Origin of the sequence: Streptomyces sp. 2A115, assembly GCF_052245575.1 — a bacterium.
Classification (GTDB): domain Bacteria; phylum Actinomycetota; class Actinomycetes; order Streptomycetales; family Streptomycetaceae; genus Streptomyces.
Genome location: NZ_JBQQCG010000073.1, coordinates 1 through 22,303, shown reverse-complemented (window position 1 = coordinate 22,303; position 22,303 = coordinate 1). Strand labels below are relative to the sequence as shown.

Annotated in this window: 17 protein-coding genes and 2 pseudogenes; 7 read left to right on the top strand and 12 right to left on the bottom strand. The window is 70.3% G+C overall.

Features of this window, described 5'->3' with window-relative positions; translation table 11 throughout:
- Positions 1-99: 99 nt before the first annotated feature.
- From pflA to ACTWQR_RS41915, 6 genes are all read right to left on the bottom strand, one after another.
- Positions 100-846, bottom strand: coding sequence for a pyruvate formate-lyase-activating protein (pflA, locus tag ACTWQR_RS41940; RefSeq protein WP_443232524.1), 747 nt, complete (start codon positions 844-846; stop codon positions 100-102).
- Complete coding sequence (gene pflB / locus ACTWQR_RS41935; RefSeq protein WP_443232523.1) at positions 843-3,101, bottom strand: formate C-acetyltransferase; 2,259 nt, start codon at positions 3,099-3,101, stop codon at positions 843-845. The genes pflA and pflB overlap by 4 nt, the downstream gene beginning before the upstream one ends.
- Before the next feature lie 231 nt (positions 3,102-3,332).
- Entirely contained in the window at positions 3,333-3,956 is a 624-nt protein-coding gene (locus tag ACTWQR_RS41930; protein ID WP_443232522.1) for a hypothetical protein, read from the bottom strand.
- A gap of 153 nt (positions 3,957-4,109) precedes the next feature.
- Complete coding sequence (locus ACTWQR_RS41925; protein WP_443232521.1) at positions 4,110-6,494, bottom strand: phosphoketolase family protein; 2,385 nt, start codon at positions 6,492-6,494, stop codon at positions 4,110-4,112.
- A 126-nt stretch (positions 6,495-6,620) separates the two neighbouring features.
- On the bottom strand, positions 6,621-7,451 hold the full coding sequence (locus tag ACTWQR_RS41920) for a universal stress protein (RefSeq protein WP_443232520.1): 831 nt from the start codon (positions 7,449-7,451) through the stop codon (positions 6,621-6,623).
- A gap of 250 nt (positions 7,452-7,701) precedes the next feature.
- On the bottom strand, positions 7,702-8,142 hold the full coding sequence (locus ACTWQR_RS41915; RefSeq protein WP_443232519.1) for a pyridoxamine 5'-phosphate oxidase family protein: 441 nt from the start codon (positions 8,140-8,142) through the stop codon (positions 7,702-7,704).
- Positions 8,143-8,422: 280 nt separating this feature from the next.
- Here ACTWQR_RS41915 and ACTWQR_RS41910 point away from each other — a divergent pair, with 280 nt between their 5' ends.
- Entirely contained in the window at positions 8,423-8,815 is a 393-nt protein-coding gene (locus ACTWQR_RS41910; protein ID WP_443232518.1) for an STAS domain-containing protein, read from the top strand.
- 171 nt (positions 8,816-8,986) lie between these two features.
- Here the strand turns inward: ACTWQR_RS41910 and ACTWQR_RS41905 are convergent, their stop codons facing one another.
- From ACTWQR_RS41905 to ACTWQR_RS41895, 3 genes are read right to left on the bottom strand one after another with little or no spacing between them, the layout of a single operon-like run.
- Positions 8,987-9,490: a flavodoxin domain-containing protein gene (locus ACTWQR_RS41905; protein WP_443232517.1), complete on the bottom strand. Its 504-nt coding sequence runs from the start codon at positions 9,488-9,490 to the stop codon at positions 8,987-8,989.
- A gap of 16 nt (positions 9,491-9,506) precedes the next feature.
- On the bottom strand, positions 9,507-10,238 hold the full coding sequence (locus tag ACTWQR_RS41900; protein WP_443232516.1) for a CBS domain-containing protein: 732 nt from the start codon (positions 10,236-10,238) through the stop codon (positions 9,507-9,509).
- Between the two features lie 15 nt (positions 10,239-10,253).
- Positions 10,254-12,983, bottom strand: a complete 2,730-nt coding sequence (locus tag ACTWQR_RS41895; RefSeq protein WP_443232515.1) for a bifunctional acetate--CoA ligase family protein/GNAT family N-acetyltransferase — start codon at positions 12,981-12,983, stop codon at positions 10,254-10,256.
- Between the two features lie 278 nt (positions 12,984-13,261).
- Between ACTWQR_RS41895 and ppk2 the strand changes: the two genes are divergently transcribed.
- Positions 13,262-14,065, top strand: a complete 804-nt coding sequence (gene ppk2 / locus ACTWQR_RS41890) for a polyphosphate kinase 2 (protein ID WP_443232514.1) — start codon at positions 13,262-13,264, stop codon at positions 14,063-14,065.
- Positions 14,066-14,073: 8 nt separating this feature from the next.
- On the opposite strand, the gene ACTWQR_RS41885 is transcribed toward ppk2, so the two are convergent.
- Both ACTWQR_RS41885 and ACTWQR_RS41880 read right to left on the bottom strand, forming a co-directional pair.
- Positions 14,074-14,979, bottom strand: coding sequence for a universal stress protein (locus tag ACTWQR_RS41885; RefSeq protein ID WP_443232513.1), 906 nt, complete (start codon positions 14,977-14,979; stop codon positions 14,074-14,076).
- 26 nt (positions 14,980-15,005) lie between these two features.
- Positions 15,006-15,911, bottom strand: a complete 906-nt coding sequence (locus ACTWQR_RS41880) for a universal stress protein (protein ID WP_443232512.1) — start codon at positions 15,909-15,911, stop codon at positions 15,006-15,008.
- A 362-nt stretch (positions 15,912-16,273) separates the two neighbouring features.
- On the opposite strand from ACTWQR_RS41880, the pseudogene ACTWQR_RS41875 reads away from it, so the two are divergent.
- From ACTWQR_RS41875 to ACTWQR_RS41855, 5 genes and pseudogenes are all read left to right on the top strand, one after another.
- A pseudogene (locus tag ACTWQR_RS41875) lies at positions 16,274-17,104 on the top strand (transposase); the annotation flags it as partial.
- Positions 17,085-17,624, top strand: a pseudogene (locus ACTWQR_RS41870) (IS701 family transposase); the annotation flags it as partial. The pseudogenes ACTWQR_RS41875 and ACTWQR_RS41870, both read left to right, overlap by 20 nt.
- 187 nt (positions 17,625-17,811) lie before the next feature.
- The gene (locus tag ACTWQR_RS41865; RefSeq protein WP_443232554.1) at positions 17,812-18,078 is read left to right on the top strand and encodes a helix-turn-helix domain-containing protein; all 267 of its coding nucleotides are present in this window, start codon (positions 17,812-17,814) and stop codon (positions 18,076-18,078) included.
- Between the two features lie 607 nt (positions 18,079-18,685).
- Complete coding sequence (locus ACTWQR_RS41860) at positions 18,686-19,639, top strand: hypothetical protein (RefSeq protein ID WP_443232553.1); 954 nt, start codon at positions 18,686-18,688, stop codon at positions 19,637-19,639.
- A 2-nt stretch (positions 19,640-19,641) separates the two neighbouring features.
- The gene (locus ACTWQR_RS41855; protein ID WP_443232511.1) at positions 19,642-20,748 is read left to right on the top strand and encodes a hypothetical protein; all 1,107 of its coding nucleotides are present in this window, start codon (positions 19,642-19,644) and stop codon (positions 20,746-20,748) included.
- A gap of 134 nt (positions 20,749-20,882) precedes the next feature.
- On the opposite strand, the gene ACTWQR_RS41850 is transcribed toward ACTWQR_RS41855, so the two are convergent.
- On the bottom strand, positions 20,883-22,301 hold the full coding sequence (locus ACTWQR_RS41850) for a gamma-aminobutyraldehyde dehydrogenase (RefSeq protein WP_443232510.1): 1,419 nt from the start codon (positions 22,299-22,301) through the stop codon (positions 20,883-20,885).
- Positions 22,302-22,303 lie beyond the last annotated feature (2 nt).

Sequence of the window (22,303 nt, the reverse complement as noted above, 5' to 3'; positions counted from 1 at the left end):
CGAGGCGACATGCCGATGAGGCTGCACAGCAGCATCCCAGCGCCCCGCCAGGGCGCTTCGGGCGAGGTGCATCTCGCCCGCCTGTGGCGGGCCGTTCGGTCAGAGCGCCCGCAGGCCGTGCTCCCGGAACTGCTCGCGCACCCGCTCCGTCAGGTCCGGATCCGGCGTACGCGTGTCGCGGAGGGGGAAGGGGATGCCGAGCGCGTCGTACTTGTGGGCGCCGAGCTTGTGGAACGGCAGGACGTCCACCCGGTCGACGTTGCCGAGCCCGGCGAGGAACGCGCCGAGGCCGTCGACGGCCGCCGGGTCGTCGGTCCAGCCGGGCACGAGGACGTAGCGGATCCACACGGGGACGCCGAGCCGGTCCAGGCGGGTGGCGAAGTTGAGGGTCGGGGAGAGGTCTCCTCCGGTCAGCTTCCGGTAGGTACGAACGTCGAAGGACTTGATGTCCAGCAGCACCAGGTCGGTGTCGGCGAGGAGTTCGTCGGTGGCGCGGGCGCCGAGGAAGCCGGAGGTGTCGAGGGCGGTGTGGAGACCGAGCTCCTTGCATCGGTGGAAGATGCCGGCCGTGAACGCGGGCTGCAGCAGGGCCTCGCCGCCGGTGAGCGTCACTCCCCCGCCGGCGGTGGTGATGAAGGGCCGGTACTTCTCGATCTCGCCCATCACCTCGTCGACGGTGCTCTGTTTCCCGTCGCGCATGTGCCAGGTGTCCGGGTTGGCGCAGTACAGGCAGCGCAGCGGGCAGCCGCTGAGGAACAGCACGAACCGGGTCCCGGGACCGTCCACTCCCGTGGACAGGTCCCAGGAGTGGACCCGGCCCGTCACCGGCTCGATGATGGTGCTCACAGCGATCCGTGGAAGGTGCGGCTGATCACGTCGAGCTGCTGCTCGCGGGTCAGGCGGACGAAGTTGACGGCGTACCCGGAGACCCGAACCGTCAACTCCGGGTACTTCTCCGGGTGTTCCATGGCATCCTCCAGCGTCGCCCGGTCCAGGACGTTGACGTTCATGTGGAAACCGCCGGAGGCCATGTACGCGTCGAGGATGCCGACCAGATGGCCCGGGCGCTCGGCCGGGTCATGGCCCAGTCCCTCGGGCGTGATCGTCGTCGTGAGTGAGATGCCGTCGCGGGCCTGCTCGTACGGCAGCTTGGCGACCGAGAGGGCCGAGGCGGCCACGCCGTGGCGGTCGCGGCCGTTCATCGGGTTGGCACCGGGCGCGAACGGGGCGCCCGCGCGCCGGCCGTCGGGAGTGTTGCCGGTGTGCTTGCCGTAGACGACGTTCGAGGTGATGGTCAGCACCGACTGCGTGTGCTCGGCGTTGCGGTACGTCGGGTGCTCGCGCACCTTGGACATGAAGGACTCCACGAGGTCGACGGCGATGGCGTCGACACGGTCGTCGTTGTTGCCGTACGCCGGGAACTCGCCCTCGACCGCGTAGTCCACGGCCAGCCCGGTCGCGTCCCGGATCACCTTCACCCGCGCGTGCTTGACAGCGGACAGGCTGTCCGCGGCCACCGACAGTCCCGCGATGCCACACGCCATGAAGCGGTACACCGGGTGGTTGTGCAGTGCCATCTCGATGCGCTCGTAGGCGTACTTGTCGTGCATGTAGTGGATGACGTTGAGCGTGTTGACGTACGTGGCCGCCAGCCAGTCCAGCATCCGGTCGTACGCGGCCGACAACTCCCCGTACTCCAGGTACTCGCCGGTCAGGCCAGGCGTCTGGGGCCCGATCTGCTCACCGGTCACCTCGTCCCGGCCACCGTTGATCGCATACAGCAACGCCTTGGCCAGGTTCACCCGTGCGCCGAAGAACTGCATCTGCCGGCCCACCGTCATCGCCGAGACGCAGCAGGCGATCGCGGTGTCGTCGCCGGTGCGCGGGCGCATCAGGTCGTCGGACTCGTACTGGACGGCGCTGGTGTCGATGGACACCTGGGCGCAGAACTCCTTGAAGCCCTCGGGCAGCCGCGGCGACCACAGGACGGTCAGGTTGGGCTCCGGGGCCGGGCCGAGGTTGTAGAGGGTCTGCAGGAAGCGGAAGGAGGTGCGGGTGACCAGCGGGCGGCCGTCGCCACCGATGCCGCCGATGGACTCCGTCACCCAGGTCGGGTCACCGGAGAACAGCGCGTCATACTCGGGAGTGCGCAGGAACCGCACGATCCGCAGCTTGATCACGAAGTCGTCGATCAGCTCCTGGGCCCCGGTCTCATCGAGGGTCCCCTCCTCCAGATCCCGCTGGAGGAAGACGTCCAGGAACGTGGACGTGCGGCCCAGCGACATCGCGGCGCCGTTCTGCTCCTTCACCGCCGCCAGGAAACCGAGGTAGAGCCACTGCACAGCCTCCTGCGCGGTGGCAGCGGGACGGGAGACGTCGCAGCCGTACGAGGCCGCCATCTGCGTCAGCTCGCCCAACGCCCGGACCTGCTCGGCCAGTTCCTCACGGTCCCGGATCACGTCCGGGCCCGAGGGCCGCGCGTCCAGCAGGGCACGCTCAGCCCGCTTCGCCTCGATCAGCCTGGCCGTGCCGTACAGCGCCACGCGCCGGTAGTCGCCGATGATCCGGCCGCGACCGTAGGCGTCCGGCAGGCCGGTGATGATCCCGGCCTTGCGGGCAGCGCGCATCTCGGGGGTGTACGCGTCGAAGACACCGTCGTTGTGCGTCTTGCGGTAGGTCCCGAAGACGCGCGTCACGAAAGGATCGGCCTGGTAGCCGTACGCCTTCAGGCTGTTCTCGACCATCCGCAACCCGCCGTTGGGCATGATCGCCCGCCTCAACGGGGCATCCGTCTGCAGGCCCACGATCAGCTCCCGCTCACGGTCGATGAAACCCGGCCGGTGCGAGGTGATCGTCGACGGGGTACCCGGGTCGACGTCGAAGATTCCCCTGCGCCGCTCCTCGGGGAACAGACGAGCGACCTTGCCCCAGACCGTGAGCGTGCGCTCGGTCGGACCGACCAGGAACGCCGAATCGCCCTCGTACGGCGTGTAGTTGGCCTGGATGAAGTCGCGCACGTCGACGTCGCCCCGCCAGCGCGCACCGGCGAAGCCTCGCCATGCCTCGGCCCTTCGGCTGCCAGCTGTCACCGTTGTGGTCATCGCCGGTCTCTCCCTCGCTCTGCACGTGAACTTCTGTGCATTCGATGCTCGTCGCCCGCGGCGCCTGCGGGGAGGGCCTGTCGGCGTACCCGGGCGCGCCATCGGTCCCTCGCCTGCCGGGCCGTTGGGCCCGGTCAGGCCGAGCCCGGCATCGCATGGCCGTCGGCGCACGCACGACCGGGGCACCTCCGCCCGACGGCGGAGGTGCCCCGGTCATCGAGCGCGCTGCCCTCAGAGCAGCCAGCGGTTGCGGCTGACGAAGGGCAGCCGCGCCCACGCCTTGCCCAGGCCCCAGGTGGCGCCCGCGCCCGCGGCCGCGAGGGCGATCAGGACGATGGCGTAGATGAGGTGGTAGTCGGCGAACGGGTTGGTCGACATGCTCGGCGAGCCGTCGGAGAGGTGCTTGGCCGACGGCCACTCCGCGATCCACATCAACGCCATCATCACGGTCCCGGCGACCGCGGCGAGCCGCAGGCCGATGCCCGCGATCAGGGCGAGGCCGATGCCGAGCAGGCCGAGCATGAACAGCCAGTCCGCCCAGGCGGCCCCGGCCCAGTCGTGGAAGGTGGACTCCATCGGGCCGACGGCGACACCGCCGAGGAAGCCCTTGGTGGGTGAGCCGCCGTCGATCCAGCCCCTGCCGGAGCCGGTCGCGTAACCGAAGCCGAAGGTCTTGTCCAGGAACGCCCACAGGAAGACGAAGCCGGTCAGCAGGCGTAGCCCGGCGAACACGTGCGCACGGGTCGCCGTCGCGGCGGCGGTCGTCTCGCCGGCGGAGGCGTGAGCCGCCCCGGCCCTGTGCAGGGACGGGAAGCGGAATCCCAGATGCCGGTGCGGGTGGTCGTGCACTGCCATGATGCTCATCCCTTTCGAGGGGTACGACGCTCAGGATGTCGGGCGACTTTCCTTGCTCCTTCAATGTCCCGCGTCGTCGACGCCCGTCGGAGGGGCTGCAGGGCCCGGACCGCGGGCCGAACGGCCCCCTGCCCGGGCCCCGTTGGCACCGGTTCAGCCGTCCCAGGACCAGTCGGCGACCTCCGGCAGGTCGGTGCCGTGAACGCGGATCCATTCGTGGTGGCGCAGCCGGGCGTCCTCCATCCGCTGCCGTACGGCCGCGGCGCGCACCGCCAGGCCGGGGACGCGGTCGATGACGTCCATGACCAGGCGGTAGCGGTCGAGGTCGTTGCGGACGACCATGTCGAACGGTGTGGTGGTGGTGCCGATCTCCTTGTAGCCGCGCACGTGCATGTTCTTGTGGCCCGTACGGCGGTAGGCCAGGCGGTGGATCAGCCAGGGGTAGCCGTGGTAGGCGAAGATGACCGGCTTGTCGGTGGTGAACAGCCCGTCGTACTCGAAGTCGCTCATCCCGTGCGGGTGTTCCTCGGCGGGCAACAGCCGGGCGATGTCGACGACGTTCACGATCCGCACCGTCAGTTCCGGGAGATGGATGCGCAGCAGCTGCGCGGCGGCCAGCACTTCCTGGGTGGGGACGTCACCGGCCGCCGCGAGCACCACGTCCGGCTCCCGCTCGCCGTTCTCGTTGCCGGCCCACTCCCAGATCCCGGCGCCCCGCGCGCAGTGGACCTTGGCCTGCTCCATGGTCAGCCAGTCGAAGCAGGGCTGCTTGCCGGCCACGATCACGTTCACGTAGTCGCGGCTGCGCAGCGCGTGATCCGCCACCGACAGGAGGGTGTTGGCGTCCGGCGGCAGGTAGACCCGTACGACTTCGGGGCTCTTGTTGAGGACGTGGTCGATAAAACCGGGGTCCTGATGGGAGAAGCCGTTGTGGTCCTGGCGCCAGACGTGCGAGGTCAGCAGGTAGTTGAGGGAGGCGATGGGGGCGCGCCAGGGCAGTCGGCGGGTGACGCGCAGCCACTTGATGTGCTGGTTGACCATTGAGTCGACGATGTGCACGAACGCCTCGTAGCAGGAGAACAGCCCGTGCCGACCGGTCAGCAGATAGCCCTCCAGCCAGCCCTGGCAGGTGTGTTCGGAAAGGATCTCCATCACCCGGCCGTGCCGGTCCAGGTGCTCGTCCACCGGAAGTGTCTGCGCCTGCCACGCCTTGCCGCTCGCGTCGAAGACGGCCTGCAGTCGATTGGAGGCGGTCTCGTCGGGCCCCACGATCCGGAAGTCACGGCTCCCGTGGGTGGCGTGCATGACGTGTTCCAGCACGTCGCCGAGAACGCGGGTGGGCTCGTGCAGGGTCGCGCCGGGCTTGTCGACGGGGACGGCGTACCGCTCCAGCGGGGGCAGGGGGAGTTCGCGCAGCAGGAGCCCGCCGTTGGCGTGCGGGGTGGTGCCCAGGCGGCGGGCGCCTTCGGGGATGCAGGCCAGCACCTGCTCGCGGGGCCGGCCGTGCTCGTCGAAGAGTTCTTCGGGCTTGTACGAGCGCAACCATGTCTCCAACTGCCGCAGGTGGTCCGGGTTGTCCCGTACGGCGGAGAGCGGGACCTGGTGGGAGCGCCAGGTGCCCTCCACAGGGAGGCCGTCGACCTCGGCCGGGCCGGTCCAGCCCTTTGGCGTGCGCAGCACGATCACCGGCCAGTGCGACCGCTCGGACACGCCGTCCTCGCGCGCGGTGCGCTGGAGGAGCGCGATGCGGTCAAGCGCGTCGTCCATCGCGGCGGCCATGGCACGGTGCACGGTCATCGGGTCGTCGCCGGTGACGTGGATCGGGGAATGGCCGTATCCCCGCAGCAGGGCGTCGAGTTCGGACTCGGGGAGCCTCGACAGCACCGTCGGGTTGGCGATCTTGTAGCCGTTCAGGTGCAGGATCGGCAGCACGGCGCCGTCGTGCACCGGGTCGAGGAACTTGTTGGAGTGCCAGGACGCGGCCAACGGGCCGGTCTCCGCCTCGCCGTCGCCGATCACACAGGCGACGAGCAGGTCCGGGTTGTCGAGAGCGGCTCCGTAGGCGTGCGAGAGCGAGTAGCCGAGTTCGCCGCCTTCGTGGATCGAGCCGGGTGTCTCGGGTGCCACGTGGCTCGGCACGCCGCCGGGGAAGGAGAACTGCCGGAACAGCCTGTCCATGCCGGCCGCATCGCGCGACACGTCCGGATAGGTCTCGCTGTAGCTCCCCTCCAGCCAGGAGTTGGCGAGCACCGCGGGGCCGCCGTGGCCGGGGCCCCAGATGCACAGGGCGTCCTGGCCGCGGGCCTTGATCACGCGGTTGAGGTGGGTGTGCACCAGGTTCAGCCCGGGCGAGGTGCCCCAGTGGCCGAGCAGTCGCGGTTTGACGTGCTCGGGGCGCAGCGGCTCGGTCAGCAGGGGGTTCGCCATGAGGTAGATCTGGCCGACGGACAGGTAGTTCGCGGCGCGCCAGTGGGCGTCCAGCGTCCTCAGCTCGTCGTCCGTAAGCGGGGCGGATGCCTGCTGCGTGTCGACGGACATCGTGGGTCCCTTCTGGGTCTGGGTTCGGTCGTAGGTACCTGCGGATCCGGATTTCCTCACCCTCCCGCCATCCGCCGGGTACCGACAGGGCCGACTGGGCCATCCGCTTTGCCGCTGTGCTCGTCTTCAGGTCGTCGGCACCAGCACCACAGGGCAGTGGGAGTAGTGCAACAGGACATGAGCGACGGGGCCGAGCGGTGGACCGAGCCGGCCCGCGCGCCGGCGCGTGCCGATGACCACCACGCCGGCCTCGCGGGTACCCGCCAGCAGGGCGTGGGCCGGGCCGGTACGGACCGTGCGGGTGTCGACCTCAACCTCGGGGTACTCCTCCCGCAGTCGGGCGATGCTGAAGCGGGGCACGGCTTCTTCCGCCCGGTCGTTCCGGGCCTGGCGCTGCTGGCCGGGGCTCGTCGCGGTCACCAGCGAGGGCAGTTCGGGCGTGGTGTGCCGGTGCGTTGCGGAGTGCACGACACGCAGCCGGGCCCCACGCCGTGCCGCCTCCTGGAAGGAGTAAGCGGCTGCGGCCTCATCCGTGTCGCTCTCCAGGCCGAGCAGCACCGCGCGCCCTTCGTCGCGAGGGTGATCCCCCCGGGCGACCAGCAGCGGACCGTGCACGTGTCCGACCAGACGCCAGCTCACCGAGCCGGCCAGCAGACCGGAGACACCGCCGAACCCCCGGGTGCCCACGACGGTGAGGACCGCGCCCTCGCTCTCCCCTGCCAGCACCCGCACAGCGCCGCCCTCCACGGCCCTGGACTCCACCGGCAGACCGGGATGACGCTCGTGGACCCGCGAGGCGGCCGACGCCAGAACCGGACCGCCCTCGTCGCGGTCGGCCACGGCGTACACGATGCGCAACGCGGCGCCGCGGCGCACCGCCTCCTCTGCGGCCCGGTCCAAGGCCCGTACGGCGACCAGTGAACCGTCCACTCCAACGACCACATGACGGTCAGTCATTGTCCTGTTCCCTTCTGTTCCATACACGGGGTGTTCACCCCTGGGAGTGCCGAGGGCGGTGGCGGGCTCGTCGGCCGGCTGTGCGTCGATCGGTCCCACGGCGGCTCCACGAGGGATGCTTGTCGCCCGCTGGCGCTGCCGGCAGAGGCCGATGGAACCCGTCGGCACGCCGTACGGCCCCCTCCCGTCGGGCTGTACGGCCCCGGCCCCGGCCGGACGAGAAGAAACGGGAAGAAAGGAAGAAAGACCTTCAGGCGGTGAGGTCCACCCCGTACAGGCTGCGCCCGCCGACGAGCTCACGCCCGGTGACCAGTTCGGGCTCGATACGGACGAAGACCTGCTGCGGCGCGGGCACCCAGGAGACCGGGCCGGTGCGGGCCAGGCGTTCGTGTTCGGCCGGGTCGGTCACCACCGTGGCCGAGCCCGTGACGACAACGCTCCAGCCGGAGTGCCGGGCGGCGTCGACCTCGTCCGCCTCGAAGGCGACCACCGCGCCGTCGATCGCGCGGACCAGTTCCGAGGCTGCGGAGGTGCGCAGCAGGACCGCGCCGTCGCCGTCCAGGCTGAAGTTGACCGGCAGCACGGCGGGCAGGGCGCGGCGCGTGAAGACGATGCGGCCGACGGGCATCTTGGCCAGCAGCCGTCGGCACTCCTGCCGCCCGAGTTCGCGGAAACCGTCATTGGGGTACATCAGCCAGCCCGTCCTTCACCTGGTACAGCGGTACTGCGTCCTTCCACCCTGCGCCGGACGAGGCTCGGGGATGAGGGGCCATGGGTCCCGGCCGAGCCGGAGAACGACCCGTTGGTACACCCCGGTCCATGGGCCACGAGGACCGGGTCCGGGGTGTTCGGAGGATGCGTCGGCTGGTCGGCCGTTACGCCCCGCCGGGCGGGCCAACAAATCTGGCGAAACCGGGCAGTAGGGCCGATCGGCCCTTCCCACACCTCGCCTTGCCCTGTTTTCTCAGACTATGTCCGAGAACGACCCCAGGTCCGCGCCTCACCACACGGAACGCACCGTCGGTGAAATCACCGTCGTGGAGCTGCGCGGCGAGATCGACATCTTCACTGCGCCGTCCCTCGCGGCCCGGCTGGAGGCCCTCACCGCCGACCAGCACCCCGATCTGGTCCTGGACCTGCGTGCCACGGCCTTCATCGACTGTACGGGCATCGGCGTCCTGTGCCGGGCACGGAACCGAGCCGAGGCCCGGCACGGCCGGTTGCGGCTGGTCACCGACAGCGTGCACTTCCGACGGATCCTGCGCGCTGTTGGCCTGGCAGGTGTCTTCGAGCTGCATCCCAGCCTGGGCACGGCCCTGACCCGTACGCCGCAGGCCGTCGCCGTGCCTGCCGCCGCGGGTTGATGACCAGGGCGGAGGCCCGGCGCCGAGCGCGGGTACAGGATTCGGTCCCTGTTGCGAGAGGCCCACGTGCCCCGTGGCCGTGGTGCCGTCGTAGGTGCGGCCGTGCGGCGACCCCGGTGCCGGGCACCGGGGTCTGGGTGGAGCGGAGCATTCCGGCCCGCCATGTGTGTGTCAGCCTCTTGTGTGCGTCAGCTCGTCGGCGACATGTGCCGCCCACGTCTCGATCGCGGTGAAGTCGCGGAAGTCTCCGCCCTTTCCGTTGCGGAGGATCATTCGTGCGACCCATCCCTTCGCACCCTCCTCCAGGCAGCCTCCGAAGGTGACGTGCTCCCTGGCGTCGAGCGTGACCATGGCCTTCTTCACTCCGGGTACGGGCGGGATGTCCCGCTCCGAGGCCGAGGCGTCGAGCGGGCCGCTGCTGAACAACCACAGTGGGCGTTCGGCCAAGTCGTGACGGTGCCGACGAAGGAACCGGCGGGCGTGCTTCTGCCAGCGTCCGGCATACACTCCGCCTCCGACCACCACGGCGTCGTACGACGCCACACCCCTGACGGACTGGGCCGGAAGGGCATCGGCCGTCAGCCCGCTCTTGCGGAGGACGTCGGCGATGGTTTCCGCGATCTCCTCTGTTGATCCGTTCGTGGTTCCGTAGGTGACCAAAACGGTGCCGGTCATCTCGGTACGCCTCCTCTCACATCTTGCGCAGCCAGTCGTCGGCCACGCCGTGCAGCGCCTGCTCCTGGGCGCGCAAACGCGCGTCGTCCAGTCGGTACGAGAGCCTGTCGACCACGTCGACCACGCCGTCTATCCGTGCGGTCATCGACAGGGCGATCTCCGTCTCGCTCTTGCGTTCCATGTGGCCGGTGAGCGTGACGACGCCCTGCACCACGGACACGTCGATGCTGCGGGGCGTCAGCCACAGGGTGCGCCCCAGTACGTCCTCGATCACCTCATCTCGGATCTCCCCGTCGGGCCGCAGGAACACCTGCAGCAGGTCGCGGCGGGTGACGATGCCGACCAGCCGGTCCGCCTCGTCGAGCACCGGCAGACGTTCCACCTGATGTTGGGCCATGGTGCGGGCGGCCTCGACGATGGTGTCGTCGGCGTGCGCGGTGACGGGCGGCTCGGTCATGAGCCGACCGGCGGTGCGGGCATGCACCCTCGCCGCCTGCCGTCGGGCACCGCGCGTGAGCCCCGAGAACGCGAAGCGACGGCGCGGTTCATACGGTCCCGAGGTGGCCGCCTGGCGTGCCACCAGGTCCGTTTCGGAGATGACGCCGATGACCTTGTCGTCCTCGTCCACCACCGGCAGCCCGCTGATCCGGTGGGCCGCGAGCATCCTCGCGACCTCCTTGAACGGGGTGCCGTACACGGCGCGGACGACGTCCGTGGTCATTACGGAGCCGACCTTGTTGTGCTTCATGTCCATTTTCCCTTCTCAGCGGAGCCGGCGCAGATAGGGGTCCTGGGGCCTGCACGGCACCAGGCGGATCCGCGCGTCCAGTACGGTGACGCCGCCCGGTGTCGCAAGGACCGGGTTGAAGTCGGTCTCAGCGAGCTGCGGCAGGTCCACCGCCATACGGGACAGCCGCAGCAGCAGCTGCTCCAGCGCCTCGAGGTCGACGGGTCCGTTGCCGTGCGCGCCGAACAGGAGCGGGGCACAGCGCGGGGCGGTGATCAGGTCGTGCACGTCGTGGTCAGTGAGCGGGGCGAGTCGGGCCGCATGGTCGGCCAGCACCTCCGTGGCCGTACCGCCGAGTCCGAACAGGACGAGCGGTCCGAAGACCTCGTCCTGGACGACGCCCGCGAACAGCTCGGTGCCGCGGGCAGCGAGCGGCTGCAACACGACACCGGTCATCAGCCCGGCGAAGCGGGTCTCGAGGTCGCGGAAGGCGGACCGAATTTGGGAGTCGCCGCGCAGGTCGAGGTGGACGGCGTGCTGCTGGCTCTTGTGCACCAGCCCAGGCCAGTGGGCCTTCATGACCACCCGGCCATCGCTGCCGCGCAGCCGGTCGGCGGCCAGGACGGCCTCGTCCTCGGTCTCGGCCCAGGCCCAGGCGATCTGCGGGATGCCGTAGCAGCCCAGCAAGTCGGCGCAGGTGCGCGGGTCCAGCCAGCCGCCATCCGGGTGCGCGTCAAGGTAGGTCGCGACGACGGTGCGGGCTCGCTCCGTCGCGACGCCGTCCAGGTCTGGGACCATCCCGGCGGAGCGGGCGAGCCAGGCCGCGCGGTGGGCGGCGTGAGCCAACGCCCGGGCCGCCGCCTGGGGTTCGGAGTACGACGGGATGGTTCTGTCGCCTATAGCGGGCAACAGCTCGACGGGCAGGCCCTGTTCGAGCCGTACCGCGACGATGGGTTTCGCCCTCCGGCCGGGGATGGGGGTGCCCCCGCTCGAGCGCAGCCGAGAGTGGGGGAGGGTGAGGGCCCGGACGAGGTCGTCGCCGGTCGCCGCGGCGACCGCCGTGGGGACCAGGACAACCAGGACGGCGTCGACGCCGCCGTACCGCATGATCCGGTCCACGCAGTCCGCGAGCTGTTCCTCCGTGACGGCGGCGGTGGCGTCGACCGGATTGCCCACCGCGGCCCCGTCCGGCAGTACGGCGAGCAGGTCGTCGACCAGTTCCGGGGTGGGCGCCGGGAGCGACAGCCCGGCCTCGGCACAGGCGTCAGCCGCGAGGACACCGGCCCCGCCCGCGTTGGTGACGATCGCCACCCGGCTGCCCGTGGGCAGTGGCTGCGAGTGCAACAGCGCTGCCGTCTCAAGGAGTTCGCCGATCGACCGAGTGGCGGTGATGCCGGCCTGGGTGAAGAGCGCTCCGCGGGTCATGGTGCGGGTGGCGGCGGCCGCGGTGTGCGAGGCGGCGGCGCGCCGGCCCGCGTCGGTGCGGCCGGCGTCGACGGTCAGTACGGGCATCCGGCGGGTCACGCGCCGGGCGGTGTGGGAGAACGCCCGCGGGCTGCCGAAGGACTCCAGGTGCAGGAGGGCGAGGTCGGTGCGGCCGTCGCTCTCCCACCACTGGAGCATGTCGTTGCCGCTGACGTCGTACTTGTCACCGAGGGAGGCGAAGGAAGAGACGCCGATACCGAGCCGGGACAGCCCGTCGAGCAGGGCGATGCCCACACCGCCGGACTGCACAGCGACGCCCGCGGTGCCGGGGCGCGGATGGCCGGCGGCGAACGTGGCGTCCAGGCTCAGTTCCGGGTCGGTGTTGGAAACGCCGAGGCAGTTGGGGCCGACGAGCCGCATGCCGTACGCACGGCAGGCCGTCAACAGGGCGTGCGCTTGATCGGCGTGGAGGCCCGCGGTAACGACAAGAAGGGCCCGTACGCCCGCCTTCCCGCACTCCTCGGCTGTCTCCGGGATCGCGGCGGCAGGTACGGCGAGCACCGCGAGGTCAGGTGTCCTGGGCAGGGCGCTGACCGACGAGTAGGACGGCACGCCGAGAATCGAGTGCGCGGCGGCGTTCACCGCGAACAGGCGCCCGGTGTAGCCGCCCGCGTGCAGCTGGTGCACGATCGCCCGGCCCACCGAACCCGGCTTGCGCCCGGCCCCGACGACGGCGACCACCTCCGGCCGCAGCAGCGGCTTCAAACTGGCGACGTCGGCGGAACGCCCCCGTTCCTCGACGGCCGTGAGGTAGGTGTCGCTCTGGTCGAGGACGATGGTGCAGCGCACCTCCGGGCCCTCGAAGCGACGCTCCGTGCGTAGACCGAGGTCGGCGAAGAGCTTCAACACCTCGTGGTTCTCACTGAGCGCGTCGGCCGTGAAGGTCGTGATGCCCTCCGCGCGGGCGGCCGAGACGAGGTGCTCGACGAGCAGAGTTCCAACGCCCCGGTGGTGCAGCCCGTCGGCGACGGCGATGGACACTTCGGCCGCGTCCTTCTCATCCCCTGTGTCGTACTCGGCAAGGCCGATCACCCGGCCCTGCGTCTCGGCCAGCAGCGCCCGGTAGCCTGTGCGGGTCGGAGCACAGGCCCGGTCGGCGGCCAGACGGGCCGACCGGTGGCTCGCGGCGAAGAACCTCAGGCGCAGGTTCTCCGGCGACATCTCCTCGTAGAGCCCCTCCAACTGGTCGTGGTCGCCCGGCACCACGGGACGGATGCACACCGTGGTGCCGTCCGCGAGCAGGGCGTGGACGGGGGGTCGGTCGGTCACGTGATGCGTCATCGCGGGACTCCTCCAAGCCTCTTGTCATGTCGAGCATCCGGCGGATCGGGGAGTGGCCCCATGGGCTGTCTGGGGGCGATTCGAGGGCCGGTAGGCCCAAATTCCGCCGGTCGTCCCCGGGGCCGCCACCGGCCCGGAGGCGGGCGGGCACGCTTGACAGTGCGCGTTCAGGGTGCGCCGCCCCGTGCCGGTCAGTACGGTGCTGTCCCGGTCTTGGACCGGGGCACCAGTGATTACGTTGAAGTCATCGACGTAAGCCATCGGGCAATGGAGGCGGCATGGCCGGCAAGAAGGCGGCAAAGGTGCCGCGCGCGGCATACGAACGGGAACTGCTCCGCCTGCAGACGGAGCTGGTGAAACTGCAGGAGTGGGTGCGGGCAGAGGGCGCCCGCCTGGTCGTCGTCTTCGAGGGACGGGACGCGGCGGGCAAGGGCGGCACCATCAAGCGAGTCGCCGAGCACCTCAATCCGCGTGTCGCGCGGATCGCGGCGCTGCCCACACCGACCGAGCGCGAGCGCACCCAGTGGTACTTCCAGCGGTACGTCGAGCATCTGCCCGCCGCCGGGGAGATCGTGCTGTTCGACCGCAGCTGGTACAACCGGGCCGGTGTCGAGCACGTGATGGGCTTCTGCACCAAGGAGGAGTACCAGCTGTTCCTGCGCCAGTGCCCGATCTTCGAGCGGATGCTGATCGAGGACGGGATCCTGCTGCGCAAGTACTGGTTCTCGGTGAGCGACGCCGAGCAACAGGAGCGCTTCCGACGTCGGCTGGAAGATCCTCTGCGGCGCTGGAAGTTGTCCCCGATGGATCTGGAGTCACTCACCCGCTGGGAGGCGTACTCCCGGGCCAAGGACGAGATGCTGGTGCACACCGACATCGCCGAAGCGCCGTGGTACGTCGTCGAGAGCGACGACAAGCGCCGGGCCCGGCTGAACATGATCGCCCATCTGCTGGGCTCGATCCCGTACCACGAGGTGCCGCCGCCGGTGCTCGAGTTGCCACCCAGGCCGTCATCGACCGGCTACGAACGCCCGCCGCGCGATCTGCAGACCTACGTCCCCGATCACGCGGCGAGCATCTGAGGCACCGGTCAGGCGTCCTGCGCCCGGTGCGGTACAACGGCGACCGGGCAGGCGGAGTGGTGCAGCGCCGCGTGGGCGACCCTGCTGAGCTGGAGCCCGAAGTGCCCCTCGCGGCGCAGGGCGCCGACGACCAGCAGGTCGGCCTCGTGCGAGGCGTCCAAAAGCACTCGGCGGGCATGGCCCTCGACGGTGCGCCGGCGCACATCGATGTCCGCCGGGACATCTTGCAACGCCGCTTCCAGTTCCTCGACCGCCCGCTCCTCGTGCAGCCGGGCGGGCTCGCCGGCCATCAACGGGTGGTCGGTGGTCTCGTGCGCGGGACACCGCCAGGCCCGCACGGCCTCCAGGGGCACCCCGCGTCGCCGTGCCTCCTCGACGGCGAACCTCACCGCCTCCGACTCCTTCACGTCCTCGCCGACGCCCACGACGACCCGGCCGCGCACCAGGGGCGTCACCTGATTGTCGTGACTGCCACGCAGCACGATCACCGGGCAGTCGGCATAGGCCGCGACGGCCAGGCTGACAGAGCCGAGCAGCATCTCGGCGATGCCGCTGCGGCCGCGGGTGCCCACGACCAACGCGGAGGCGTTCCGCCCCTCGCGCACCAGGGCGTACTCCGGCTCCTCGAACACCACGTCGGCGGTCACCTCCAGGTCGGGGTGCCGGGAACGCGCCCGCTGAGCGGCGGCGCCGACGACGTCCTGGGACAAAGGCAGCGCGGTCGGCCTGCCGAGGCCCCCGGCGAGCGCGGCACCCTCGTACCGCTCCCACAGGCAGGCATACACCACCCTCAACGGCACCCCGCGCAGCACCGCCTCGTCGGCCGCCCAGTCGACGGCCCGCAAGCTCGGCTCGGAACCGTCCACGCCCACGACCAAGGGCCCGCCGAGGACTCGTTCCACCCCTGCGTTCATGATCTCCACTCCTTCAGAGGGTGCGCTCAGTCATGCGCGACGACGGCGACGGGCGCGGTGGCGTGGTGCAGTACCGCGTGCGTGACGGGGCCGATATGGGCGCCGAACGGGCTGCGCCGGACCCGGCGGCCGACAACGACCAGGGACGCCTCACGGGAGGCGTCGATGACGTGGTTGGCAGGGCTGCCCGAGCGGGACTGCTCGACGACCTCGACGTCCGGGTACTTCTGCCGCCAGGGGCGTAGCACCTCGGTCAGCGCGGCAGCCTCCTGCCGACCAAGTTCGGCGTTGAGATCGGGGTCGGCGGCCAGGCCGTAGGCGAAGTAAGGCGGAAGGTTCCAGCCGTGCACGACCCTCAGCGCGCTGCCGCGGCGGGCGGCCTCCTCGAAGGCGAATACGATCACCGCGTCATCGGGGTGGCCGGTGTCGAGGCCGAGCACCACGGGCCGGTACGCGGTGGCGGCGGACGGGATGCCCGCCGGATCCGCCTCGTGCTCGTCGGCGGCCTGCTCGCCGGCCCGCACGAGGACGACAGGGGTCTCGACGCGAGCGATCACGGCCATGCCCACGGACCCGACGAGGAATCCACCGATGCCGCTCAGCCCGCGCGAGCCGAGAACCAGCAGCTCGGCGTCCTTCGACGCCTCGGCCAACGCATCCACCGGACTGCCGGGAATCTGCACCATGTCCACGTGCACGCCGGGGTGGCGCGGGCGGAGTCCCTCGGCCGCCTCGCGCGGAATCCGCTCGCTCCAGTGCTGCTGCGTCTCGGCACCCAGGAGCGGCGCCTGCGCCATGGGCTCCGGGACGGGTTCCCAGACGTGCACCAACCGCAGCGGCAGGCCGAGCAGTTTCGCCTCGCGCGCCGCCCACTCGGCAGCGGCACGGCTCTCGGACGAGCCGTCGAGGCCCACGGTGACGTTGCGGGACATGTTGTCCACCTCCTGGTCGGGGTTCTGACTCCAGGGTGTCGACAAGGAGGGACGCGGTGTAGAGACCGCAGGTCCTTGGCCTGGGGCCGATAGGCCCCATCGGCCGAGGTGTCCGCGCCATCGCAGTGCCGGCGATGCCGACCGCGAATCGCAGCCACGGACTCTACGTATCTCCGGCCATCTGGGGGTGTTGGGCGAAAGTGGATCAAGGGGCTCGTTCGGCGCCTGGTACGGGTCGTGTGATGCTGGCGCATTGACGCTCTCCCCCGTGAACGACTCCGTTGGGAAACTCGTGATTCGAGCAGGGCTGTGTCGTTCGTCTTGTTGATGGCTTTGGTTATCGGCGGGATGGGGAGAGCGGGATGTCGCTGGAGTCGCGGTCGGATGACGGGGTGCCTGAGCTGACGGCCCGGGTGGTGCGGGCCTCGTTCCCCAAGGGGACTTTGGCCATCCGGATCCGGGAGGTGCTCGGTCCGCTGTTCACGGACGAGGACTTCGCTGAGGCTTTCTCTGACCGAGGCCGGCCCGCGATCTCCCCGGGAGCTTTGGCTCTGGTGTCGGTGTTGCAGTACGCGGAGGGACTGTCCGACCGGCAGGCCGCTGACCAGGTCCGGGCACGCATGGACTGGAAGTTCTTGTTGGGGCTGGAGCTGGATGATCCGGGATTCGACTTCACCGTCCTGGGAGACTTCCGCTCCCGTCTGATCGCGCACGGGCTGGAGGAACGGGTCCTGGAGGTGGTCCTGTCCCGGCTGTCCGATGCAGCACTGCTGCGGGCCGGTGGTCGCCAGCGCACCGATTCCACGCACGTGCTGGCCGCGGTGCGCACGCTGAACCGGATGGAGTTCGTCGGTGAAACGCTGCGGGCGGCGCTGGAGGCGCTGGCCGCAGCAGCCCCGGACTGGCTGGCCCCGTTGATCAGTACCGCATGGGTGGAGCGGTACGGGGCCAAGGTCGACAACTACCGCTTCCCCAAAGGGGACAATGTCCGCCGGGAATGGGCCCAACAGGTCGGCCGGGACGGATTCGTACTCCTGGACGCCGTCGATGAAGCGGCCGCTCCGGGCTGGCTGCGCGAGGTCCCCGCGGTGCGGATCCTGCGCCGGGCTTGGGCGGAGCAGTACCACCGGGATGGGCAGGGGGTGCGCTGGCGGGAGGGCAAGGACCTCCCGCCGGCCGAAGCGCGCCTGGCAGAAACTCTCCGCCGGCGCCGGCGTCGGAGCCAAGGGGCAACGCTTCTACGACTGGGCCTTGGCCGACATCGCCGACGACCGGCCCGGCCACCACCATCTGCTCGTCCGCCGTAACCGGCGCACCGGCGAACTCGCCTTCTACCGCTGCTGCTCAGCCACCCAGGTTCCGGCGTCCACCCTGGTGCGGGTCGCCGGACGCAGATGGACGGTCGAGGAGACCGTTCAGTCCGGCAAGGGCTTGGCCGGACTGGACGAACACCAGGTCAGACGCTGGACGTATCTGGCACCGCTGGGTCACCCTCGCGATGCTCACCACGCCTTCCTCGCCGTCGTCCGCGCCGACGAACACGTCCGCCACCCCGGGCCGGGCGGGCCGATACCGCTGACCTGCGACGAGATCCAGCGCCTGTTCAACGCGCTCGTCGTCCCGCCCGTCCACGGTGCGGCCCACCGGCTCGACTGGTCCCACTGGCGACGCCGCCGCCAGGCCCGATCCCAGGTCAGCCACCATCAGCGACAAGATCGCTCAGGCATGAAGACCGCACGGCACGGCGCAGGAGGTGGTGCCGCCTGCTCCCGGCTGTCCGCGCCTCGCCGCGAACCGTCAGACGGCGATCAGCTCCATGCCGAAATAACCGCCCCCCCACGGGGTACGTCTTCGAGCGGCGCCACCCCGAGGCCGCAAACAGGGCGTCGAACTCGTCCAGATCGCGTTCCATTCCGTTCGTCATGGTGAGCATGGCCATGTCCGCCCGGGTGGCGAAGTCAGGCTTATACGCCGCAGACGGCTGGAGCAAGCCCGGCTTGAACTGGCGGCATCAGTCGGCCCTCCGAGCATTTCGGAACTCGCTGCACACTGGCAATTCGCCGACAGCAGCCACTTCATCCGTTCCTTCAAGAAGCAGTACGGCCAAACACCCGTCCAGTTCGCCCGGTCCAGAAGCCGCCCGACGCCCGGACGAACGTCCACATGAGATGCCTTCTCCGAAGATTGCAGGCTGGCCTGCCCTATGCGCGGCGAGCGGAGACCACGGGGAGCACGCTCCTGGTCTGAGCGCCGTGTTCACCGTCCGACTTGCCACAGCCATGACTCGCGCCTGGGAGACGGCTCAGACCTGACTGTCCGCGGGAGCCACGAGCGCTGAATGGGCACCTGCTTGTTTGGCCACAACCGTACGTTCGTTACGCCGAGTTGATCGCGGGCGGCGGTGAACTCGCCACCGTGGCAGCGGAACACCGGAAGATCTGGACCGAGGTGGTCCGGTCCGTACCGGAGGACAGCGGCGCGCTCCGAGTCGCTGGACTGACTGCGGCTGGAACTCCGACCTGGAGCCACGAACTCCGCTCGTGGCTCCAGGAGCCCCACGACACGGTGGGCCTCCAGAGGGAACCGTGATGGCCGAATGCCGTCTGTGCACGGGTGGGCGAACGTCATACGCTGTGCGACCTTCGGGCTCTGGGGGTCTCGTGAACGGTCTCCGTGCAGTCATTGTTCGTGCGGTCGTTGTCTGCCTTGTGATCACGTGTGCCGCGGTGGTGTCGCCGGCCGCGGCTGTGACGCCGAGCTGGTCGGCGCTGCCGGTGCCGGCGGCGGCGGCCCCGCCGGTGACCGTGTCCGACCTCGCCGCCCGCGGGCCGGGCGAGGCGTGGGCGACCGGGTACGAGCACGCCGCCGATGGAGTGCGGCCGATGCTGTACCGGTGGGACGGCACGGCGTGGAGCCGGGACACCACCTTCCCCGGCGCCGGTGAGTCGGGCTGGCTCGGCAAGGTGCAGTTCGTCGGCGAGGAGGTGTGGATCTTCCACAGCCGCGACGGGGTGGGAGAGATCCTGCGCCGGTCGGCGGGAGGGTGGAGTGCCGTCCCGCTGCCGCAGACCTTGTGGGTCTACCAGGACTTCGCCGCGGTTCCGGGTGCCGCTTGGGTGGTCGGTGAGGACGACACCGGACTGAAGGTGCTGCACTACGACGGTTCCGGCTGGACCACACAGTCCACCCCGGACGGTGTGTATTTCGTGGCGGGGATCACCGCGCGTACCGCGACCGACGCCTGGGCCTGGGCGGACACCAGCACCGGGACCACCGTCCTGCGCTGGGACGGCACGGTGTGGCGGGACGCGAAGGTGTCGCTGCCGCCGAACAGCAACGTGCACACGATCCTGCTCGAACCGTCCGGCCGGGTCACGATCGGCGGCAGCCAGTACACCGACGGCGTGGCCCGCACGTACCTGATGACCTTCAACGGGCACGCCTGGCGCACCACCTACCCACCGCTGGGCGACACCTACACCGAGGCCATGGTGCGCGGCCCGGACGGTTCGCTGTGGCTGCCGGTGCGCAGCGACCGCGCGTTCCAGTCGAAGTACGCACGGGTGGACGGCTCCCGCACCACCTTCTCCTACGGCCCGGAGCGTACGAACGCGATCGACGTCAAACCGCGTGCACTGGCGCGGGCCGGGTCCGCAGTGCTGTCCTTCGGGACCGTCGAGATCTACGGCTCGAAACCGAACCTGATGAGTGAGCGGCTGGGAGGCTGACCATGGCACGCAGACTTCTCGTCGCGGCCCTCGCGGTCGCCATGACCATCGTGACCATCATGACCTCGGCCGCGGCGGAAACCCTGTCCTGGCAACACGTTCCGGTCCCGGCACAGGTACGCCCCCAGGCCGGGCTGAACGAGGCCGTGGCGTTCGGGCCGGACCGGGCGTGGGCGGTGGGCGCGGACGCCGTCGGTCGCGAGGCGCCGGGCTTCCCGTTGCTGCTGCGCTGGGACGGATCCGCGTGGCAGCGCCAGAGTCTGCCCGGGATCGGCTGGCAGGGAGAGCTGTTGTCCGTCGCCGCGACCTCACCGACGGCGGTCTGGGCGGTCGGCCGCGACTCGGCGGGCGGCGCCCGCCTGCTCCGCTACGACGGAAAATCCTGGTCGGAGAGCCGGCCGCCGCGCGGTGTCGTACTGACCAAAGTCGTCACCGGCGGCGGTGAGACCTGGCTGATCGGTTCGCGGGACGGTATGCAGGTACTGCTGCGCCGGGACGGGAGCGGCTGGCGGGACCTGCCGGTGCCGCCGGGAGCCGTGTACGGCCTGCACATCCTGGCGGCCGACGACGTCTGGGCCGCGGGCGACACCGCCTCGGGTGCGGCCGTGTCGCACTGGAACGGGCAGGCGTGGCAGCAGACGATCGTGGACGGGTTCCCGCGGTCGGCCGTGGGCAGTGTGCTGGCGGTCTCGCCGACGGAGGTGTGGGCAGGGGGCACGGCCGGGTTCGTCGGCGGCCCGGTGGGCCGGCCGATTCCGCCGCTGCTGGTCCGCTTCGACGGGCAGACGTGGAGCCGGGTGACCATGCCCACCGATTTCGGCTCGGTCAGCTCACTGGCGCCCACCCCGTCCGGCGAGCTGGGCTGGGTCGCGGTGTCCCGCTCGCAGAAGAGGGACCCGGACAGCTTCCCGCCGTTTGTCCCCGGGCCGGATTTCCTCGCCTGGAACGGGCAGTCGTTCACCGGGTACAGCGAGCCGGCGGTGGCCGGGGAGGGTGAATCCTCGCGGCTGCAACTGGCGCCGGTGCCGGGCACGGGGACGGTGTGGTCGGTCGGCCGCGCAGACGGTCCCGAGGGCACCTTCGCCCCACGCATCCTGCGGTTCGGCTGAGACAGACGACGAACGGGGCTCCGGGCGACCTGGACAAGGCCCCGTTCCGTGCGTGGAACCTCAGCACCGCAGCACGTGCTGCATGATGCCGCCGTTGCCGCTGCCCTTTCCAGCAGGTCGTTCAGGACGCGATGTCAGCCGTCGAGCGAGGTCATCACGTGCTTGATGCGCGTGTAGTCGTCGAACCCGTACGCCGACAGGTCCTTGCCGTACCCGGACTGCTTGAAGCCACCGTGCGGCATCTCCGCGACCAGCGGAATGTGCGTGTTGATCCACACGCAGCCGAAGTCGAGGACCTTGGACATGCGCATCGCGCGTGAGTGGTCCTTGGTCCACACGGAGGAGGCCAGCGCGTACTCGACGCCGTTCGCGTACTCGACGGCCTGGGCCTCGTCCGTGAAGGACTGGACGGTGATGACCGGGCCGAAGACCTCGTTCTGGATGATCTCGTCGTCCTGCTTCAGGCCGGACACGACGGTCGGAGCGTAGAAGAAGCCCTTCTCGCCGACCCGGTGGCCGCCCGCCTGCACCTTGGCGTGCGCGGGCAGCCGCTCGATGAAACCGCTCACCTGCCTGAGCTGGTGGGGGTTGTTGAGCGGCCCGTACAGCACGTCCTCGTCGTCCGGCTGGCCGGTCTTGGTGTCGGCGGCGGCCTTGGCCAGCGCGGCCACGAACTCGTCGTGGATGGACTCCTGGACCAGGACACGCGTGGCGGCCGTACAGTCCTGGCCCGCGTTGAAGTAGCCCGCCACCGAGATGTCCTCGACGGCCTTGGCGATGTCGGTGTCCTCGAAGACGACGACCGGCGCCTTGCCGCCCAGCTCCAGGTGGACCCGCTTGACGTCCCTGGACGCCGACTCGGCGACCTGCATACCGGCACGTACGGAACCGGTGATCGACGCCATCGCCGGGGTCTTGTGCTCGACCATCAGACGGCCGGTGTCACGGTCCCCGCACAGGACGTTGAAGACGCCCCCGGGGACGATGGAGCCGATGATCTCCGCGATCAGGACGGTCGAGGCGGGGGTGGTGTCCGAGGGCTTGAGGACGACCGTGTTGCCCGCCGCGAGCGCCGGGGCGAACTTCCACACGGCCATCATCATCGGGTAGTTCCACGGCGCGACCTGCGCGCAGACACCGACCGGCTCACGGCGCACGATCGAGGTCAGGCCCTCCATGTACTCGCCTGCCGAGCGCCCCTCCAGCATGCGCGCCGCGCCCGCGAAGAAGCGGATCTGGTCGACCATGGGCGGGATTTCCTCGGACCGGGTCAGACCGGTGGGCTTGCCGGTGTTCTCGACCTCGGCCGCGATGAGCTCCTCGGCCCGCTCCTCGAACGCGTCGGCGATCTTGAGGAGGGCCTTCTGGCGCTCGGCGGGGGTCTGGTCGCGCCAGGCGGGGAAGGCCGCGGCGGCGGCCGCCATCGCGGCGTCGACATCGGCCTGGCCGGACAGCGGCGCGGTCGCGTAGGCCTCACCCGTCGCGGGGTTGACCACCTCTGTGGTCCGTCCATCGGCGGCATCGCGGAACTCTCCGTCGATGTAGTTGCGCAGAC

Excerpts from the sequence above, each read along its gene's own strand:
- pflB (WP_443232523.1), bottom strand. The coding sequence starts at position 3,101 with ATGACCACAACGGTGACAGCTGGCAGCCGAAGGGCCGAGGCATGGCGA.
- ACTWQR_RS41915 (WP_443232519.1), bottom strand. The coding sequence starts at position 8,142 with ATGTACCCCAATGACGGTTTCCGCGAACTCGGGCGGCAGGAGTGCCGA.
- ppk2 (WP_443232514.1), top strand. The coding sequence starts at position 13,262 with ATGGCCGGCAAGAAGGCGGCAAAGGTGCCGCGCGCGGCATACGAACGG.
- ACTWQR_RS41900 (WP_443232516.1), bottom strand. The coding sequence starts at position 10,238 with ATGAAGCACAACAAGGTCGGCTCCGTAATGACCACGGACGTCGTCCGC.
- ACTWQR_RS41925 (WP_443232521.1), bottom strand. The coding sequence starts at position 6,494 with ATGTCCGTCGACACGCAGCAGGCATCCGCCCCGCTTACGGACGACGAG.
- ACTWQR_RS41880 (WP_443232512.1), bottom strand. The coding sequence starts at position 15,911 with ATGTCCCGCAACGTCACCGTGGGCCTCGACGGCTCGTCCGAGAGCCGT.
- ACTWQR_RS41910 (WP_443232518.1), top strand. The coding sequence starts at position 8,423 with ATGTCCGAGAACGACCCCAGGTCCGCGCCTCACCACACGGAACGCACC.
- ACTWQR_RS41855 (WP_443232511.1), top strand. The coding sequence starts at position 19,642 with ATGGCACGCAGACTTCTCGTCGCGGCCCTCGCGGTCGCCATGACCATC.
- ACTWQR_RS41885 (WP_443232513.1), bottom strand. The coding sequence starts at position 14,979 with ATGAACGCAGGGGTGGAACGAGTCCTCGGCGGGCCCTTGGTCGTGGGC.
- ACTWQR_RS41920 (WP_443232520.1), bottom strand. The coding sequence starts at position 7,451 with ATGACTGACCGTCATGTGGTCGTTGGAGTGGACGGTTCACTGGTCGCC.
- ACTWQR_RS41930 (WP_443232522.1), bottom strand. The coding sequence starts at position 3,956 with ATGGCAGTGCACGACCACCCGCACCGGCATCTGGGATTCCGCTTCCCG.
- ACTWQR_RS41905 (WP_443232517.1), bottom strand. The coding sequence starts at position 9,490 with ATGACCGGCACCGTTTTGGTCACCTACGGAACCACGAACGGATCAACA.
- ACTWQR_RS41895 (WP_443232515.1), bottom strand. The coding sequence starts at position 12,983 with ATGACGCATCACGTGACCGACCGACCCCCCGTCCACGCCCTGCTCGCG.